Source organism: Azospirillum cavernae (genome assembly GCF_003590795.1).
Taxonomy (GTDB): Bacteria; Pseudomonadota; Alphaproteobacteria; order Azospirillales; family Azospirillaceae; genus Azospirillum; species Azospirillum cavernae.
Map to the genome: position 1 here is coordinate 2005426 of NZ_QYUL01000001.1, position 15462 is coordinate 2020887.

At 66.6% G+C, this 15462-nt stretch carries 17 protein-coding genes and 1 riboswitch; of the genes, 7 read left to right on the forward strand and 10 right to left on the reverse strand.

Going from position 1 to position 15462, the window contains the following annotated elements:
• Positions 1-6: 6 nt before the first annotated feature.
• Positions 7-990 carry a GlxA family transcriptional regulator gene (locus D3877_RS09200; RefSeq protein WP_238474797.1) on the reverse strand — a complete coding sequence of 328 codons (984 nt, stop codon included), beginning with the start codon at positions 988-990 and terminating at the stop codon, positions 7-9.
• Between the two features lie 96 nt (positions 991-1086).
• Here D3877_RS09200 and D3877_RS09205 point away from each other — a divergent pair, with 96 nt between their 5' ends.
• Entirely contained in the window at positions 1087-1773 is a 687-nt protein-coding gene (locus tag D3877_RS09205; protein WP_119830312.1) for a DJ-1/PfpI family protein, read from the forward strand.
• Positions 1774-1779: 6 nt separating this feature from the next.
• Here D3877_RS09205 and D3877_RS09210 read toward each other — a convergent pair whose 3' ends face one another.
• Complete coding sequence (locus D3877_RS09210) at positions 1780-2151, reverse strand: hypothetical protein (RefSeq protein ID WP_119830313.1); 372 nt, start codon at positions 2149-2151, stop codon at positions 1780-1782.
• A gap of 139 nt (positions 2152-2290) precedes the next feature.
• On the opposite strand from D3877_RS09210, the gene D3877_RS09215 reads away from it, so the two are divergent.
• The 6 genes from D3877_RS09215 to D3877_RS09235 all read left to right on the forward strand — a co-directional run bounded on the left by D3877_RS09215 (position 2291) and on the right by D3877_RS09235 (position 8148).
• On the forward strand, positions 2291-2848 hold the full coding sequence (locus D3877_RS09215; RefSeq protein ID WP_119830314.1) for a DUF2975 domain-containing protein: 558 nt from the start codon (positions 2291-2293) through the stop codon (positions 2846-2848).
• Positions 2849-2852: 4 nt separating this feature from the next.
• Positions 2853-3098 carry a helix-turn-helix domain-containing protein gene (locus D3877_RS09220; RefSeq protein WP_119830315.1) on the forward strand — a complete coding sequence of 82 codons (246 nt, stop codon included), beginning with the start codon at positions 2853-2855 and terminating at the stop codon, positions 3096-3098.
• A 234-nt stretch (positions 3099-3332) separates the two neighbouring features.
• Positions 3333-5351 (forward strand): methyl-accepting chemotaxis protein, encoded by a 2019-nt coding sequence (locus tag D3877_RS09225; RefSeq protein WP_119830316.1) that lies wholly within the window; start codon positions 3333-3335, stop codon positions 5349-5351.
• 97 nt (positions 5352-5448) lie between these two features.
• Entirely contained in the window at positions 5449-5622 is a 174-nt protein-coding gene (locus D3877_RS30185) for a zinc ribbon domain-containing protein (protein ID WP_199720731.1), read from the forward strand.
• Positions 5623-5800: 178 nt separating this feature from the next.
• A complete protein-coding gene (locus D3877_RS09230; RefSeq protein WP_119830317.1) occupies positions 5801-7822 on the forward strand; it encodes a methyl-accepting chemotaxis protein in 2022 nt (673 codons plus the stop codon).
• A gap of 41 nt (positions 7823-7863) precedes the next feature.
• Positions 7864-8148: a hypothetical protein gene (locus D3877_RS09235; protein WP_238474798.1), complete on the forward strand. Its 285-nt coding sequence runs from the start codon at positions 7864-7866 to the stop codon at positions 8146-8148.
• 53 nt (positions 8149-8201) lie between these two features.
• On the opposite strand, the gene thiC is transcribed toward D3877_RS09235, so the two are convergent.
• The 8 genes from thiC to D3877_RS09275 all read right to left on the reverse strand — a co-directional run bounded on the left by thiC (position 8202) and on the right by D3877_RS09275 (position 15390).
• Positions 8202-9926, reverse strand: a complete 1725-nt coding sequence (gene thiC, locus D3877_RS09240) for a phosphomethylpyrimidine synthase ThiC (protein ID WP_119830318.1) — start codon at positions 9924-9926, stop codon at positions 8202-8204.
• A gap of 106 nt (positions 9927-10032) precedes the next feature.
• Positions 10033-10162: riboswitch (TPP riboswitch) on the reverse strand.
• Positions 10163-10433: 271 nt separating this feature from the next.
• Entirely contained in the window at positions 10434-11417 is a 984-nt protein-coding gene (locus tag D3877_RS09245) for a CorA family divalent cation transporter (protein WP_119830319.1), read from the reverse strand.
• Between the two features lie 52 nt (positions 11418-11469).
• Positions 11470-11766, reverse strand: a complete 297-nt coding sequence (locus D3877_RS09250; RefSeq protein ID WP_119830320.1) for a hypothetical protein — start codon at positions 11764-11766, stop codon at positions 11470-11472.
• A gap of 47 nt (positions 11767-11813) precedes the next feature.
• A complete protein-coding gene (gene argB / locus D3877_RS09255; RefSeq protein WP_119830321.1) occupies positions 11814-12713 on the reverse strand; it encodes an acetylglutamate kinase in 900 nt (299 codons plus the stop codon).
• 62 nt (positions 12714-12775) lie between these two features.
• A complete protein-coding gene (locus tag D3877_RS09260; protein WP_119830322.1) occupies positions 12776-14050 on the reverse strand; it encodes a cation:proton antiporter domain-containing protein in 1275 nt (424 codons plus the stop codon).
• A 4-nt stretch (positions 14051-14054) separates the two neighbouring features.
• The gene (gene yihA / locus D3877_RS09265; RefSeq protein ID WP_119830323.1) at positions 14055-14732 is read right to left on the reverse strand and encodes a ribosome biogenesis GTP-binding protein YihA/YsxC; all 678 of its coding nucleotides are present in this window, start codon (positions 14730-14732) and stop codon (positions 14055-14057) included.
• Positions 14729-15106, reverse strand: coding sequence for a helix-turn-helix domain-containing protein (locus D3877_RS09270; protein ID WP_119830324.1), 378 nt, complete (start codon positions 15104-15106; stop codon positions 14729-14731). The genes yihA and D3877_RS09270 overlap by 4 nt, the downstream gene beginning before the upstream one ends.
• Complete coding sequence (locus D3877_RS09275) at positions 15103-15390, reverse strand: type II toxin-antitoxin system RelE family toxin (RefSeq protein ID WP_119830325.1); 288 nt, start codon at positions 15388-15390, stop codon at positions 15103-15105. Before D3877_RS09275 ends, D3877_RS09270 begins: the two co-directional genes overlap by 4 nt.
• Between the last annotated feature and the right edge of the window lie 72 nt (positions 15391-15462).

Sequence of the window (15462 nt, forward strand, 5' to 3'; positions counted from 1 at the left end):
GCCCCCTCAAAACCGTTCGCGGTAGCCTTGCGGGCTGGCCCCGATCTGACGCAGGAAGCTGCGGCGCATGGTGTCCTCAGCGCCAAAGCCGCAGCGCGCCGCCGTCTGCGCCACCGACGCGCCCTGTTCCAGCATCCGCCGGGCGGCCTCGACGCGGATTTGCTCCACCGCGCGGGCCGGGGTGCGCCCGGTGGCCTGCCGGTAATGGCGCGAGAAGCTGCGCGCGCTCATCGCCGCCTGTTCGGCCAGCGCGGGCAACGACAGGTCGCCCCGCAGATTTTCGGCGATCCAGGCGTGCAGCCGGTCGAAACGGGCGCCATCCTCCGGCGCGGCCCCCTCTTGCAGGCTCAAGGTCGCGCTGAACTGCGCCTGTCCGCCGGGACGCTTCAGGAAGACCACCAGTTGCCGGGCGACGGCCAGCGCCGTTTTGCGCCCCAAATCCTCCTCGACCAGCGCCAGGGCCAGATCGATTCCCGCCGTGATCCCCGCCGAGGTCCAGACCGCGCCGTCGCGGATGAAAATCGGGTCGGGATCCAGCCGCACCTTGGGAAAGCGGGCGGCGAATTCGGCGCAGCGCTGCCAATGGGTCACGGCGCGCCGCCCGTCCAACAGCCCGGCTTGGGCCAGCAGAAAGGCCCCGCTGCACACCGACGCCACCCGGCGCGCCGCCCCGGCGCGGGCCACGACCCACGCGACCAGCGCCGCGTCGGCGCAGGCCCGGCGGACTCCGGTCCCGCCCGACAGGATCAGCGTGTCGAGCGGTTGGTCCGGCGGCGGCAACGGCTCGGCGCTCAGGCTCAGCCCGGCGGTCGTCCACACCGGCGGGACGGCGGCCACCACGGCCAAACCATAGGGCGGCGGCGCCCCCGCCGCGACCGCCAGATCGTTGGCCGTGGCGAAGACCTGCGTCGGCCCGGCGACGTCGAGAAGCTGCGCGTCGGGAAAGCCCAAAATCTCAACGCGGCGGAACGGTGGCGCGGGAACCATCATTGGCGGGATTCGTGGGGTAATTGGCGATTGCGCCACAGCATCGCGCGCTATCCTGCCCCCGTCAACCCGCCCACCATCCATGACGGAGCCGCCAGCATGACCCTGCGATTTGGCATTCTCGCCTTCCCCGCCGTTCAGCAACTTGACCTGTCCGGTCCTTACGAACTGTTCGCCAGCGCGCCCGACGCCGAGGTTCATCTGCTGTGGAAGGATTGCGCGCCGCTGCGCTCGGCCACCGGCCTGATCCTGACGCCGACCACCCGCTTCGCCGATTGCCCGCCGCTGGACGTGCTGTGCGTGCCGGGCGGCGGCGGAATCAACGCGCTGCTGGAGGATGCCGAGACGTTGGCCTTCGTCCGCGAACAGGCGACGCGGGCGCGCTTCGTCACCTCCGTCTGCACCGGGGCGCTGGTGCTGGGGGCGGCGGGGCTGCTGATCGGCAAACGCGCCACGACCCATTGGAACGCGGTCGATTTCCTCGCCCGCTACGGCGCCATCCCGACCGAGGGGCGGGTGGTTCAGGACGGCGCGCTCATCACGGCGGGCGGCGTGACGGCGGGGATCGACTTCGGCCTGACGGTCATCGCCGCCCTGCTGGGCCAGACGGAGGCGGAAACCATCCAACTGTGTCTGGAATACGCGCCCGCCCCACCCTTTCAGGCGGGAACCCCGCAAGAGGCCCCCGCCCCGGTTCTCGCCGCCGCCCGCCAGCGTCTGGCCCCCTCGCGCGCCGCTCGCGAGGCGATCCTCGCCAGCGGGCGCGCGCCAGGGGTGACGGCGTAAGGCTGGTTACTCCTTGGCCTTCGGCGGCGGGCTGAATTCGACGCGCACCGGGGTGTTGTCGTTCAGCCGCCCGGTCCCCGATCCGCTCATCAGATCGGGGGAGCGGCGGATGTCCACCACGCCGTACCGGCCATCGTCGCAGGACACCGCGACGATCATGCGCGGCTCAATGCTCGACGCGTCGTAAACGCCGTTGCAGGATAGGCTCTTGTCCGCCGTCTGCACGGCGTAGCGGCCAAGCGCCGAGTCCGACCGCGCCTGGGCGATGCCCGACAGCGGCGTCTTGTCGCCCAGCGCGCCGGTGACGGGGATTTGAAAGACGGTGGTGCAGGCGCTGGTCATCGCCAGAAGAGCCAGCGCGCAAAGGGGGCGGAGCATGAAACGACCTCATCAACGGTTGAAACAGGACAATGGGATGTCGGAGCACGCCCCCGATCTGGCGCCTTGACCGGAGCGTTATCTTTCTGTAATTCGATAATTCGTTATTGCCAAGCGGTAATTTTTTGGAGGTCGCGGCATGAGTCAGGAGCTTCGTCGGATCCGTCAGGCGCGGATCATCCGCGTCAGCCGCCGCCTGTCCGCCGTGATGACGGCCCTGCTGCTGCTGACCCCCGCCGGGATCATTCTCTACGCCGTCGCCTTCTCCGAGGTGATGCTGGCCAGCCATCCCTGGTTGGCCGGGCTGCGTCTGCCGGTGCGGGCGTTGCCGTTGGAGGACTCCGCGCTCGCCGCTGCCGCCCTGCTGGTCGCCGCCCTGCCCGGCCTGTGGGGGATGTGGGAGTTGCGGGCGCTGTTTCGGGGCTTCGCCGCCGGGATGGTCTTCGCCCCAACCTCGGCCCGGCGGTTGCGGCGCTTCTCCCTGTCCTTGATGGCGTCGGGGGTCAGCGAGCCGGTCGGTTCCCTGCTGCTGTCGCTGGCGGTCCTGCGCCACAACCCGGCGGACGGGCCGCACGGCGCCCTGTCGGTCAGCACCGGCGACCTGTTCGTCGTTCTGTTGGGCGTGGTATTGCTGGTCATCGCCTGGGTGATGGGCGAGGCTGCGGCCCTGGCCGATGAAAACGCGGGTTTCGTCTGAACTTATGCCCATTCGTGTCACGCTCGACCTGATGCTGAACCGCCGGAAGATGAAGGCCAAGGATTTGGCCCAGCGCATCGGCATCACCGAAGCCAACCTGTCGCTGCTGCGCACCGGCAAGGTGAAGGGTCTGCGGTTCGAGACGCTGGCCAAGATCTGCACCGTGCTCGACTGCCAGCCAGGCGATCTTCTGGCGCATGACCCCGACGATGACGACCTGATGACGGGTGGGGATGATCTGGAGGCGTAACCACGCGGCCTGAACGTCTCCGAGTCGGAGATGGCTGAGACTCTCATGTGGCTTGCCACGGATTGCCGTGGGTGATTATGAAATAGGCAATCCGTGCCCGCGCAATAAGCAAAACTCTTTCCCCCCAATATCTTCCTTTCTGTTTCCAGTGTTTACCCGCACCGATCGTTTCATTTTTCTTCAATGCGCTCCTGATAGCTTTCGCCGCAATTGTTGTGCTGGAGGCCAATCGGCATGCTGAAAAATCTGAAAATCGCCGCCTTGACCAACCTGTTCGGGGTCGTCATCGCGCTTGGCTTCGTCGCGGTCGCCGCCACCGGGATGCTGGCCATCCGTGAGTTGAAGGTGGGCGGGCCGATGTATCAGCGGATCATCCTGGGCAAGGATCTGATCGCCGACATCCTGCCGCCGCCGGAATATGTGATCGAAGCCTATCTGGAAGTCACGCTGGCGCTGAACGACCCGGCTTCGGTCGGCCAACGGCGGGAGCGGTTGGCGCAATTGCGCAAGGATTACAACGAGCGACGCGATTATTGGAGCAAGCAGGACATCGACCCGGCCCTGCGCAACCGCCTGACCGTCGTCTCCCACGCCCCGGCGACCCTGTTTTGGGGCGAGGTCGAGAACAAGTTCCTCCCCGCGCTGGCCAATGGCGACGCGGCGGCGGCGCGGGCGGCCTACAAGGCGCTCTCCGACGCGTACGCCGCCCATCGCGGGGTGATTGATTCCATCGTCGTCAACGCCAACCGCGCCAACGCCGACACCGAACGCGACGCCAACGACCGCGAATCCCTGTTCATGACCGCCGTCTGGGCGGCGTCGGCCCTGGTGCTGGTCGTGGTCGCGCTGGGCGTGCTGGGGATTCTCCAGCGGGTGATCCGCCCGGTGGCCAGCCTGACCGGGGTGATGCGGGCGATGGCGCAGGGAAATTTGGACGTCGTTCTGCCCGACGACACCCGCCAGGACGAGATTGGCGCCATGACGATGGCCTTGCGCGTGTTCAAGGAGCACGCCGAGGAGGATCGCCGCCGCCGCGCCCAGGATCTGAACCGCGAACAGGCGGAGCAGGAAAAGCAAGCCGCCCTGCTGCGCATGGCCGAAACGGTGGAACGCGAAGCCGGAAACGCTGTGGACGCCGTCGCCCAGAAAACCGGCGACATGGCCGAAAACGCCGCCCGAATGGCTGATTCCGCCCAGGCGGTCAGCGACAACAGCCAGAACGTCGCGTCCGCCGCCGCCCAGGCGCTCAGCAACGCCCAGACCGTCGCCGCCGCGTCCGAACAGCTCAGCGCCTCCATCCGCGAAATCGCCAACCAGATCGGAGCCGCCAGCGCCATGACCGGACAGGCGGTGGACGCCTCGACCCACGAGGAAACCACCATCCAGCGCCTATCCGACGCCGTCACCCGCATCGGCGAAGTCACCACCCTCATCAACGAGGTCGCCGGACAAACCAACCTGTTGGCGCTCAACGCCACCATCGAAGCGGCACGGGCCGGCGAAGCGGGAAAAGGCTTCGCCGTCGTCGCCAGCGAGGTGAAGGCGTTGGCCGGACAGACCGCGCGCGCCACTGGCGAAATTGAATCGCACATCGCCACCATCCAGGCGACGACGTCCGAAGCGGTCGCGGCGGTGCGCGCCATCGCCGAACGGGTGCGCGGGGTGGAAAGCGTGTCTTCGACCATCGCGTCCGCCGTTCAACAGCAGGAAACCGCCACCAGCGAGATTTCCCGCAACGTCGCCCAGACCACCCAAGCCGCCCAGGAGGTCGCCAACCGCATCGCCGACGTGTCGTCGGAAGCGACCGCGACCGGCGCGCGGGCCAGCGCGGTGATGACCCTGTCCGATTCCGTCGCCGCCAGCATCGACCAGCTTCGCCATGTTCTGATTGAAACCATCCGCACCGCCACGCCCGAAGTGAACCGTCGGCGCTTCAGCCGCCATCCGCTGAACCGCCCGGGCCGTCTGCGCCTCGGCCACCAGGACGTCGCCGTCACCATCGACAACGCGTCCGAAGGCGGCGCGCAGATCAGCGGTCTGCCGCCCAGCACGCTGGCCAAACTGACCGAAGGCATGGCGGCGCAATTGATCCTGCCCGGCGTCGACAACCCCGTTCCGGCCCTGGTCCGTTCGCGGGATCGGAACGCCCAAATCCACTTGACCTTCACCTTGACGGATGGCGAGCGCTCCGGCTTCGCCGATCAATTCCGCCGTTTGACAGCGGGCTTCGCCCCGCTGGCACGCGGCGCGTGAACCCACAAGGCCGGACAACCGGAGACGCGCAGGCCGTGCGAAGACGCACAGCCTGTGCTAACCTCCCGCCTGAATTTACGTTTTCAATGAGGACGCCATGACGGAGCCGACCGTCCGTTGCCCGCGCTGCGACAACAAACACGCGGCGGATGCCCCCACCTGCCCGCATTGCCTCTCGATTCGCCGCAGCAACGCGGTGATGGGGGTGGCCTTGCTGATGCTGGTGATCCTCGCTTTGGTCGGGTGGGTTGGCACCTTAGCTCTGACTTAAAAATGTCACAGGGTGCTTTGGTATCAAAAACAAGCAAACCCTGTGCAAAACATGGGCAGCCTGCACAGGGAAACATCATTTCCTTCTTCTGGTGCCGTTTTGTAACTTTCTGCTTGTTTTCCCGCTGCGCATTTGACATCCAAGCCTTCAGACGTCGCTCCGTTGAAGGGTCTCCGACATGCTGAAAAACCTGAAGATCGCCGCCTTGACCAATCTGTTTGGCGTCGTGGTGACTCTGGGCTTCATCGTGGTCGCCGCCACCGGGATGCTCGCCATCCGGGAGTTGAAGGTGGGCGGTCCGATCTATCAGCGGATCGTGCTGGGCAAGGATCTGATCGCCGACATCCTGCCGCCGCCGGAATACGTCATCGAAGCCTATCTGGAAGCCACCCTGGCGCTGAACGATCCGTCCACGGTCAAGCAGCGGCAAGAGCGGCTGGCCCAGCTTCGCAAGGATTATGATGACCGTCACGGCTATTGGCTGAAAGAGGATTTCAACCCGATCATCCTCAAACAGCTCACCGTCGCGTCGCACGCCCCGGTCATGCGGTTCTGGACGGAGGTCGAAACCAAATTCCTGCCCGCCCTGGCCAAAAAGGATGAGGCGACGGCCCGCGCCTCTTACAAGGCGCTGTCGGACGCCTACGCCGCCCACCGGGCCGAGGTGGACGCCATCGTCACCGCCACCAACCGCTACAACAGCGAGACGGAGGTCTACGCGGCCAGCCGCGAATCCCTGTTCATGACCGCCGTGTGGGTGGTGACGGCCCTGGTGCTGGCCGTGGTGGTGCTGGGCGTGCTTGGCATCTTGGGCCGGGTGGTTCGCCCCGTCGCCGCGCTGACGGCGATCATGCGCACCCTGTCCCAAGGCGATCTGGCCGTCGCCATCCCCGAGGCCACGCGCCAGGATGAAATCGGCGCGATGACGTCGGCGTTGCGCGTCTTCAAGGACAACGCCCAGGAAGCCGCAAGGCTGCGCCGCGCCCAGGACGAGGACCGCGTCAACGCCGAACAGGAAAAAGAGGCCGCCTTGCTGCGCATGGCCGAAACGGTGGAGCGCGAGGCGACCAACGCGGTGGACACCGTCGCCACCCACACCGGCCAGATGGCGGGCAACGCCATGCGCATGGCGGAATCGGCCCGCGCGGTCAGCGACAACAGCCAGAACGTCGCCGCCGCCGCCACCCAGGCGCTCAGCAACGCCCAGACCGTCGCCGCCGCGTCCGAACAGCTCAGCGCATCGATCCGCGAAATCGCCACCCAGATCAACACCGCCACGTTGATGACCGGGCAAGCGGTCGACGCCTCCACCCACGCCGAGGCGACCATCCAACGCTTGTCCGAGGCCGTGACCCGCATCAGCGAGGTGACGACGCTGATCAACGACGTCGCCGGGCAAACCAACCTGTTGGCGCTGAACGCCACCATCGAAGCGGCGCGCGCCGGAGAGGCCGGCAAGGGATTCGCCGTGGTCGCCAGCGAGGTGAAGGCGCTGGCCGGGCAAACGGCGCGGGCGACCGACGAAATCGAATCGCAGATCGCCGCCATCCAGGCGACGACGTCCGACGCGGTGAAGGCGGTGCGCGCCATCGCCGATCAAGTGCGCGGCGTCGAAACCGTCTCCACCACCATCGCCGCCGCGATTGAGGAGCAGGAGGCCGCGACCGGCGAAATCGCCCGCAACGTGGTGCAGACCTCCAACGCCGCGCAAGAGGTGGCGTTCCGCATCGCCGACGTGTCGTCGGAAGCCACGGCGACCGGCGAACGGGCGACCGAGGTCAACGCCCTGTCGGGCGCCGTGGCGGCCAGCATCGACCAACTGCGCCGCGTGCTGATCCAGGCGATCCGCACCGCCACGCCGGAGGTCAACCGGCGTCAGTTCGCCCGCTACCCGATCAACCGTCCGGGCCGCGTGCAGATTGGCGGGCGTGATCTTGCCGTCACCATCGACAACGCGTCGGAAGGCGGCGCGCAAATCAGCGGCCTGCCCGCCGAGGCCATCGCCGGTTTGTCCGTCGGTCAATCGACGCGCCTCAGCTTGAGCGGCATCGATGTGGCGGTTCCGGCGACCATTCGCTCGGTCAACCCCAATGGCCGCCTGCACATCACCTTCTCGATCCACGACCATGACCAGAAGCGCTTTGTTGAACAGTTCGAGCGGATGGTGGCGGGAATCACCCCGATGGCGCAGGCCGCCTGAACGGCGACGGCAAGCCACGGATGACAGGGATTTCATGACCGTTGACGGGTCTGATGTTCCACAATGGGCGTCCGTTTGACGCCATCGCGGCGCTTGCCCGCCCGCCGAAAGCCCGGTTCATCATGAGCGACACCACCGCCTGCCCCCATTGCGGCGCCGATTACGGGCATGGCCCCAAGGATTGCCCCCTCTGCCGCTCCGTTCGCCGCAAGGACATCGTCATCCGCTGCGTGATCGGCCTGATGTTTCTGGTGCCGATCCTGACCCTGTTCGCCACCGTGCTGCTGGACAGCGGAACCGGGGCGAAGATCTTTTCCCTGGATTGACGCGCGCATGACGGGTTGACCGGGGCGACATTCGCCGCCCCGGTCGTTTGCCGTTACGCCTGCGGCTGATAGATGTCCCCGCCCGAGGCGCGGAACTTCTCGGCCATCTCCGCCATGCCGGATTCAGCGGCGTCGCGGATTTCCTGCGTGATCTTCATCGAGCAGAATTTCGGCCCGCACATCGAACAGAAATGCGCGGTCTTCGCCCCTTCCGCCGGAAGCGTTTCGTCGTGGAAGGCTTCCGCCGTGTCAGGGTCAAGCGCCAAGGCGAACTGATCGCGCCAGCGGAAGGAGAAGCGCGCCCGCGACATGGCGTCGTCGCGCAGCCGCGCCCCCGGATGGCCCTTGGCCAGATCGGCGGCGTGGGCGGCGATCTTGTAGGCGATCACCCCGGCCTTGACGTCGTCGCGGTCGGGCAACCCCAAATGCTCCTTGGGCGTGACGTAGCAGAGCATGGCCGTGCCGAACCAGCCGATCATCGCCGCGCCAATGGCGCTGGTGATGTGGTCATAGCCGGGCGCGATGTCCGTCACCAACGGCCCCAGCGTGTAAAAGGGGGCCTCGCCGCACAGCGCCAGTTGCTTGTCCACATTGTGCTTGATCTTGTGCAGCGGCACATGGCCCGGCCCCTCGATCATCACCTGGACGTCGCGTTCCCACGCCACCTTGGTCAATTCGCCCAGCGTCTCCAACTCGGCGAATTGCGCGGCGTCGTTGGCGTCGGCCTGGCTGCCCGGACGCAGGCCGTCGCCCAGCGACAGCGCAACGTCATAGCGACGGCACAGCTCGACGATCTCCGGGAAATGGTCGTAGAGGAAATTCTCGCGATGGTGCGACAGGCACCATTTCGCCATGATCGAGCCGCCGCGCGACACGATGCCGGTCACGCGCTTGGCGGTCAGCGGGATGTGGGCCAGCCGCAAACCGGCGTGGATGGTGAAGTAATCCACCCCCTGCTCGGCCTGTTCGATCAGCGTGTCGCGGAACAGCTCCCAGGTCAGATCCTCGGCCTTTCCATTCACCTTTTCCAGCGCCTGATAGATCGGCACGGTGCCGATGGGAACCGGGGCGTTGCGCAGGATCCATTCGCGGGTCTGGTGAATGTCGGCCCCGGTGGACAGATCCATCACGGTGTCGGCGCCCCAGCGAATCGCCCACACCATTTTCTCCACCTCCTCCTCGATCGACGAGGTGACGGCGGAGTTGCCGATGTTGGCGTTGATCTTGGTCAGGAAGTTCCGCCCGATAATCATCGGTTCGGATTCCGGGTGGTTGATGTTGGACGGAATGATCGCCCGCCCGCGCGCCACCTCGTCGCGGACAAACTCCGGCGTGACGAAATCGGGGATTGAGGCGCCGAAATCCTCGCCGTCGCGCGGCGTTTCCAGCGCGGCCAGCCGCCCGAGATTCTCACGGATGGCGATGTAGTCCATCTCCGCCGTGACGATCCCGGCCCGCGCGTAGGCCATCTGGGTGACGGCGACGCCGGGCTTGCCGCGCAGCGCGCCGCCCTCGGTCGGCTCAACGTCGCGGCGGCTGATGATCCAGTCACGGCGCAGCGCCTCCAACCCCTTGCGCACGTCGATGTGGACCGACGAATCGGTGTAGGGACCGGACGGGTCATAGACGGTCAAGGGCGGCTCGCCGCCGCCCAGGCAAATTTCCCGCAGGGCGACGCGCAGGCCGGGAAAGCGGCTGCTCGACACATAGCGCTTGCGCGACGCGGCCAGCGGGCCGGTCGTGATCGGGTGGACGGCTTGATCGAAATCTTTTGGCACGGGGTTTCTCCGTCTGACAGATGGGCGGACAAACCCGGGACAGACGGAGGCGATGGATCGCGGATGGGGGGTCTTGTGAGCGGACCAACCGGGCCGCCAAAAGCGGCCCCATCGCGTGTTCCCTCCCTTCGCCGGCATGACCCGGATCAGGTTCAAAGGGTCATCACGCTGCCGGACGCCGAAACGGCCCGCCGTTGATATCTCAGCCCCTTGTCGGGACCCCCCTGGAATGGCCGCGATGGTGCACAGGCCTGCGCCCGCTGTCAAAGGAAAGCGGCGAGAATCAGGACAATCGCTTGAACGATTGCGCATCGGAGAAAGCCCTTCTCCCCTTGCGGGAGAAGGGTTGGGATGAGGGGTGCGGCCCGGCCCAATTGGGCCGGGAAGGTTCCCTTTCCCCCTCACCCCAACCCCTCTCCCGCGAGGGGAGAGGGGCTTCATCAGCCTTCGATAGTTCAAGCAATTGCCCTGCGGCGCGGATGATCGCGGAGTCGAACAAAGGGCGCTTTACAGCCAGCGGCGCAGCCGGACGAAAATCATCGGCAGCAGCGCCGACAGAAGCATCAGCAGCAGGGCCGACGGGTAGCCGAAGGATTCGTCCGATCCCGGCATCCACGAAAAATTCATGCCGCAGACGCTCGCCACCAGGGTCGGCGGGAACAGCAACACGGTGATGATCGAGACGATCTTGACGATCTCGTTCTGCTCGACGTTGATCCGGCCCAGCGTGCTGTCGAGCAACAGCGCCACTTTGGACGACAGAAAGGCGCTATACTCGTCCAAGCCGGTGGCGTCCTGCAACGCGGTGCGCGCCCAGCGGCGGGTCGGCTTTCGGGTGTTCCAGCCCTCGTTGCTGGACAAGAATTCCAGCATGCGAATCACGCTGGCCAAACTGACATGGGCCTTGCCGACCAGATGGCCGGTGTTGCCGATGCGTTTCAGGGTTCCCGAATCGTCCATCACTTCGCCGCGCCGGGGCAAGGACGGTCCCCGGAAGGCGCGGCGGTTGATGGTGTCCAACTCCACACCGGCCCGGCGCAGGACGGCGGCGGTGCGGTCGATCAGGCCATCGACCAGCGCCCCCATCACCGACTCGGCGGTCGCCAGCGGAATCGGGGCGTGGCTGACCTTGCGGCGGAAGGCCAGGAACGCCTTGGGGTCGATGTGGTGGACCGTGACCAAACAGCGCCCGGCCAGCACAAAGCCAACCGCCGTCAAACGCGGCTCGTCGGTGTCCGCCCAAACCAGAGCCATCACCGTCAAGGACAGGATGCCATTGACGACGCGCAGACGGCTTGATTCTTCGATTTCCGCCATCTGCTCGCGGGTGGGCAGCGGCACGCCGACCATCGCCTCGACCCGCGCCAATTCGGCGGGCGTCGGATTCAGCAGGTCGATCCAAACGACGGAGTCGGGCAGCGGCCCCAACGCGGCGTCCGCCGCCTTGTCCCAGCGCAGCAGACCGCCGTCGTTGACAAACACGTGCAGCACGGGCGGCGCTCCTCTGGTTGGGGGGCGGTGGTTGCGGTGAAAGCCCCCTCGCCTACGTCATCCGTCCACCCCGCCGGGGCTTGACCGGCGGCGTAGTCGGCGGCGCGGCGGGCGGCGGCTCCAGATCCAGCCCCGCCCCTTCCGCCTTCAGCGCCTGGGCCAATTTCCGCCGGAACGCCCCGCCATCGTCGCGGGCGTCCAGAAAATGGCCCACCGCCTCCTTGGCGTTGGCGCTGTCGTAGGGCACCTTGCCGAACACCGCCAGCTTGGCGCGCTCCACCAGTTTGGGATCCATCTTGTCACGGATGGCCTTGATCTGGCGGAGCAGTTCCTCACGCGGGTCGGTCATCGGGCGCTCTCGTCGGCTCTTCGGGGTCTACTCCCCAATATAGGCGGTCACTCCCGCCCGATCAGGGTGCCGACGCCGCCTTCGGTGAAGATCTCCAGCAGCAGGGCGTGCGGCACCCGACCATCCAGAATCACCGCCGCGTCGACGCCCTTTTCGACGGCGTCGACGCAGGTTTCGATCTTCGGGATCATGCCGCCCGACGCGGTGCCGTCGGCGATGGCCGCGCGCGCCTGATCCAGCGTCATCGTGTCGATCAGCTTCTTGTCCTTGTCGAGCACGCCCGCGACGTCGGTCAGCAGGAAGAAGCGCGCCGCCTTCAACTCCGCCGCGACGGCGCCCGCCGCCGTGTCGGCGTTGATGTTGTAGGTGTCGCCCTTTTCGTCAAAGCCGACCGGCGCGATCACCGGGATGATGTCCGACTTGGCGAGCGCGTTGAGGATCTCCGGGTTGACCTTGTGCGGCTCGCCGACGAAGCCGAGGTCGAGGACCTGCTCGATGTGGCTGTCGGGGTCGCGGTGCACGCGCTCCAACCGGCGGGCGGTGATGAGGTTGCTGTCCTTGCCCGACAGGCCGACGGCGCGGCCGCCCGCGCTGTTGATGGCGGCGACGATCTGCTTGTTGATCGACCCGGCCAGAACCATTTCGACCACCTCGACCGTCGCCTTGTCGGTGACGCGCAGGCCGTCGATGAAGCTCGACTGGATTTTCAGACGGTCGAGCATCTGGCCGATCTGCGGGCCGCCGCCATGGACGACCACCGGGTTGATGCCGACCTGCTTCAGCAGAACGATGTCGCGGGCGAACAGCTCGGCCAGGGCAGCGTCGCCCATGGCGTGACCGCCATACTTGATGACGAAGGTGCTTCCGGCGTAGCGGCGCATGTAGGGCAGCGCCTCGGACAGGGTGCGGGCCTTGGTCAGCCACTCGTCACGGGTCGTGTTCGACACGGCAGGTTCCCTTTGTCGGGATGGACAGTGGGGCTTCTTTAACGGAAAGCCCACGCCGTTGCCTAGAGGGCAATTTTTTGGTCATGAACGGCAAGGGCCGCCCAGCGCTCCGCCAGCCGGGTCATCGGCTGGGTCAGCGCCGTCACCGCCACCGCCATCAACACCATCGCGGAAAAACAGGCGTTCGACAGCACGCCCGCCTCCAACAGAATGGTCAGCACGATGACCTCCATCAACCCCTTGCAGGGCATCAGCGCGCCCAGCCGCAGGGCGTCAACCCAGCGTTCCCCGGTCAAACGGGCGGGAATCGCCGTTCCCGCCATCTTGCCGACCAGCGTCGCCGCGCTCGCCAACCCAAACACCGCCCATTGCGACGAGTCGCCCAGATCCAGATCGACCTTCAGCCCGGTCAGGGTGAAGAAGAAGGGCAGCAGGATCAGGGTGGAGAAATGCTCCAATCGCGCCAGAATCGCCGCCGCCAACCGCCGGGGCATGGCGGTTCCCGCGACGAAGGCCCCCAGAATGTAATGCAGCCCGATCATCTCGGTGATCGCCGCCGAGGCCAGCAGCGCGGCGCAGGTGACGACCACCGCCATGTCGCCGATCTCCCCGCCGGGGGCCACGCGCGCCATCAGCCGGGCCAGAACCGGACGGGCGACCAGTTCGGTCACGCCGACATAGGCGAAGCCCAACACCGCCACCCCGGCGATCGCCTCAACCCCGCCGGAGCCGCCCGCCGCCCAGGCCAGTACTCCGGTGATGAGCAGCCACAGCAGCGCGTCGTTGACGGCGGCGTAGCCCAGCGCCAAGCGCCCAATCCGGTCGCCCAACAGCCCCATTTCGCGCAGGATCGCCCCCAAAACCGGCAGCGCGGTGACGCCGACGCAAATGCCGAATCCGGCGGCGAACAGCCCCGGCGTGGCGCGCGGCCCGGCCATGCCGGGATAGGCCCCGGCCAACCACCAGCCCAGCCCCAGCCCGACCAGCGTCGGCACGGCCATGCTCGACAACGCCACCGCAGCGAAGGCCCGGCCCCGCCCGCGAAACTCGGCGGGGTCGAGGTGCAGCCCGGTCAAAAAGGCGAAAAACAGCACGGCCAACAGAGCCAGGCCGGACAAAGGGGCCAAGGCCGCAGGCGCGAACAAAGTCGCCCACAGATCAGGGGCCAGCCGCCCGAGCAGCGAGGGGCCAAGCGCGATCCCGGCCAAAATCTGGATGACCACCATCGGCGCGACATGGCGCGCCCCGGCCAACCGCCAAACCAGAAACGGCCCGGCGATCAGCAACAGCGCCTGCGCCAGAAACAGCAGCGCCGGGGTTAGCGTCACCGTCGGCATGGCGTCATTCAGCGGCGAGCGTGGCGAGGCTGGCCCGCAACTCGGCGATGCCGATGTTTTTTTCCGAGCTGGTGACGTGAATTTCCGGGAAGGCCGCCGGGTGCTTTTTCAAGGCCGCCTCGGTCGCCTTGCGCACGGCGTCGAGTTCGTTCGGCTTCACCTTGTCGATCTTGGTCAGCACGACGACGTAAGGCACGGCGGTGCGGTCGAGCATCTCCATGATCTCCTCGTCGTTGGGCTTCAGCCCATGACGCGAATCGACCAGAACCAAGGCCCGCTGCATGGTGACGCGCCCGCGCAGGAAACGGCGGACCATGTGGTTCCAGGCCTCGACCTTTTCCTTCGATTCCTTGGCGTAGCCGTAACCCGGCATGTCCACCAGCTTCAGCCGGTTGCCCAGATTGAAGAAATTGAGCTGCTGGGTGCGGCCCGGCGTGTTGGAGGTGCGGGCCAGCGTCTTGCGCCCGGTCAGCGCGTTGACCAGACTCGATTTCCCGACGTTTGAGCGCCCGGCGAAGGCGACCTCCGGCAGATCGGCTTCCGGCAACTGGTTCAGCGCGTCGGCCCCCCAGACGAAATCGCACTCCTTGGCGAACAGCAGCCGCCCGGCCTCCAACGCCGCCTCGTCAAAACCGGAAATGATGCTGGGCTTGGTCGGGCCGGAGCTGGTCGGGTTGGTCATGGGAACGCTTTCGGTTGCAGAAGCAGGTCATCGACGGTGACGCCAAGCGCCGCCGCCAACGCGCGGTAAACATCAACGGTCGGGCTTTTCCGCCCGGCTTCGATTTGGGACACATAGCTGGCGGTGAGGCTGGCGGCGGCGGCAAGATCGGCCTGGGTCAGGCCGCGATGCTCGCGCCAGACCCGCAGCGGCGGCTCCCCCTCGATCAACCGACGGGCCATCGCCCAGGGCAGATCCTCGTCATCCTCGGCGTCCAGGGCGGCGCGGATGTCGCCTTGATCCATCGCGCGGGCGCGCAACGCCTCGAATTCGGCGATGGGAACGACCGCGTATTCGGTCTTGCCGTCCTTGTCGGCAATGAACTGCACAGTCATCGTTGCAGCCTCCTGACGTCGTAGGCTTGACCCCTGGGTTCGACCGCCATCACGTCGATGACGCGCACCCCATCATCCCGCGTGAAGATCGCCCGAAACGCACGGGCCGGGTTGCGGAATTTCAGCCGCAAATACCCGGTTCCGACGATGGCCTCCACATCAAGCGCCGCGTCGTCGGGGTTGGCCGCCAACGCGTCAAGGTCCGTCATCATCTGGTTGCGGATCGCCGGGATTTGACGGGCGATGGATTTCATCGCCGCCCGCTTGATGAACAGATCATGCATCGCAAAAACATAACCGCCGGAAAACGTCCGTCAAGGGGAACGTTTACCGGCGGTCATGTCAGGCGATCAGTC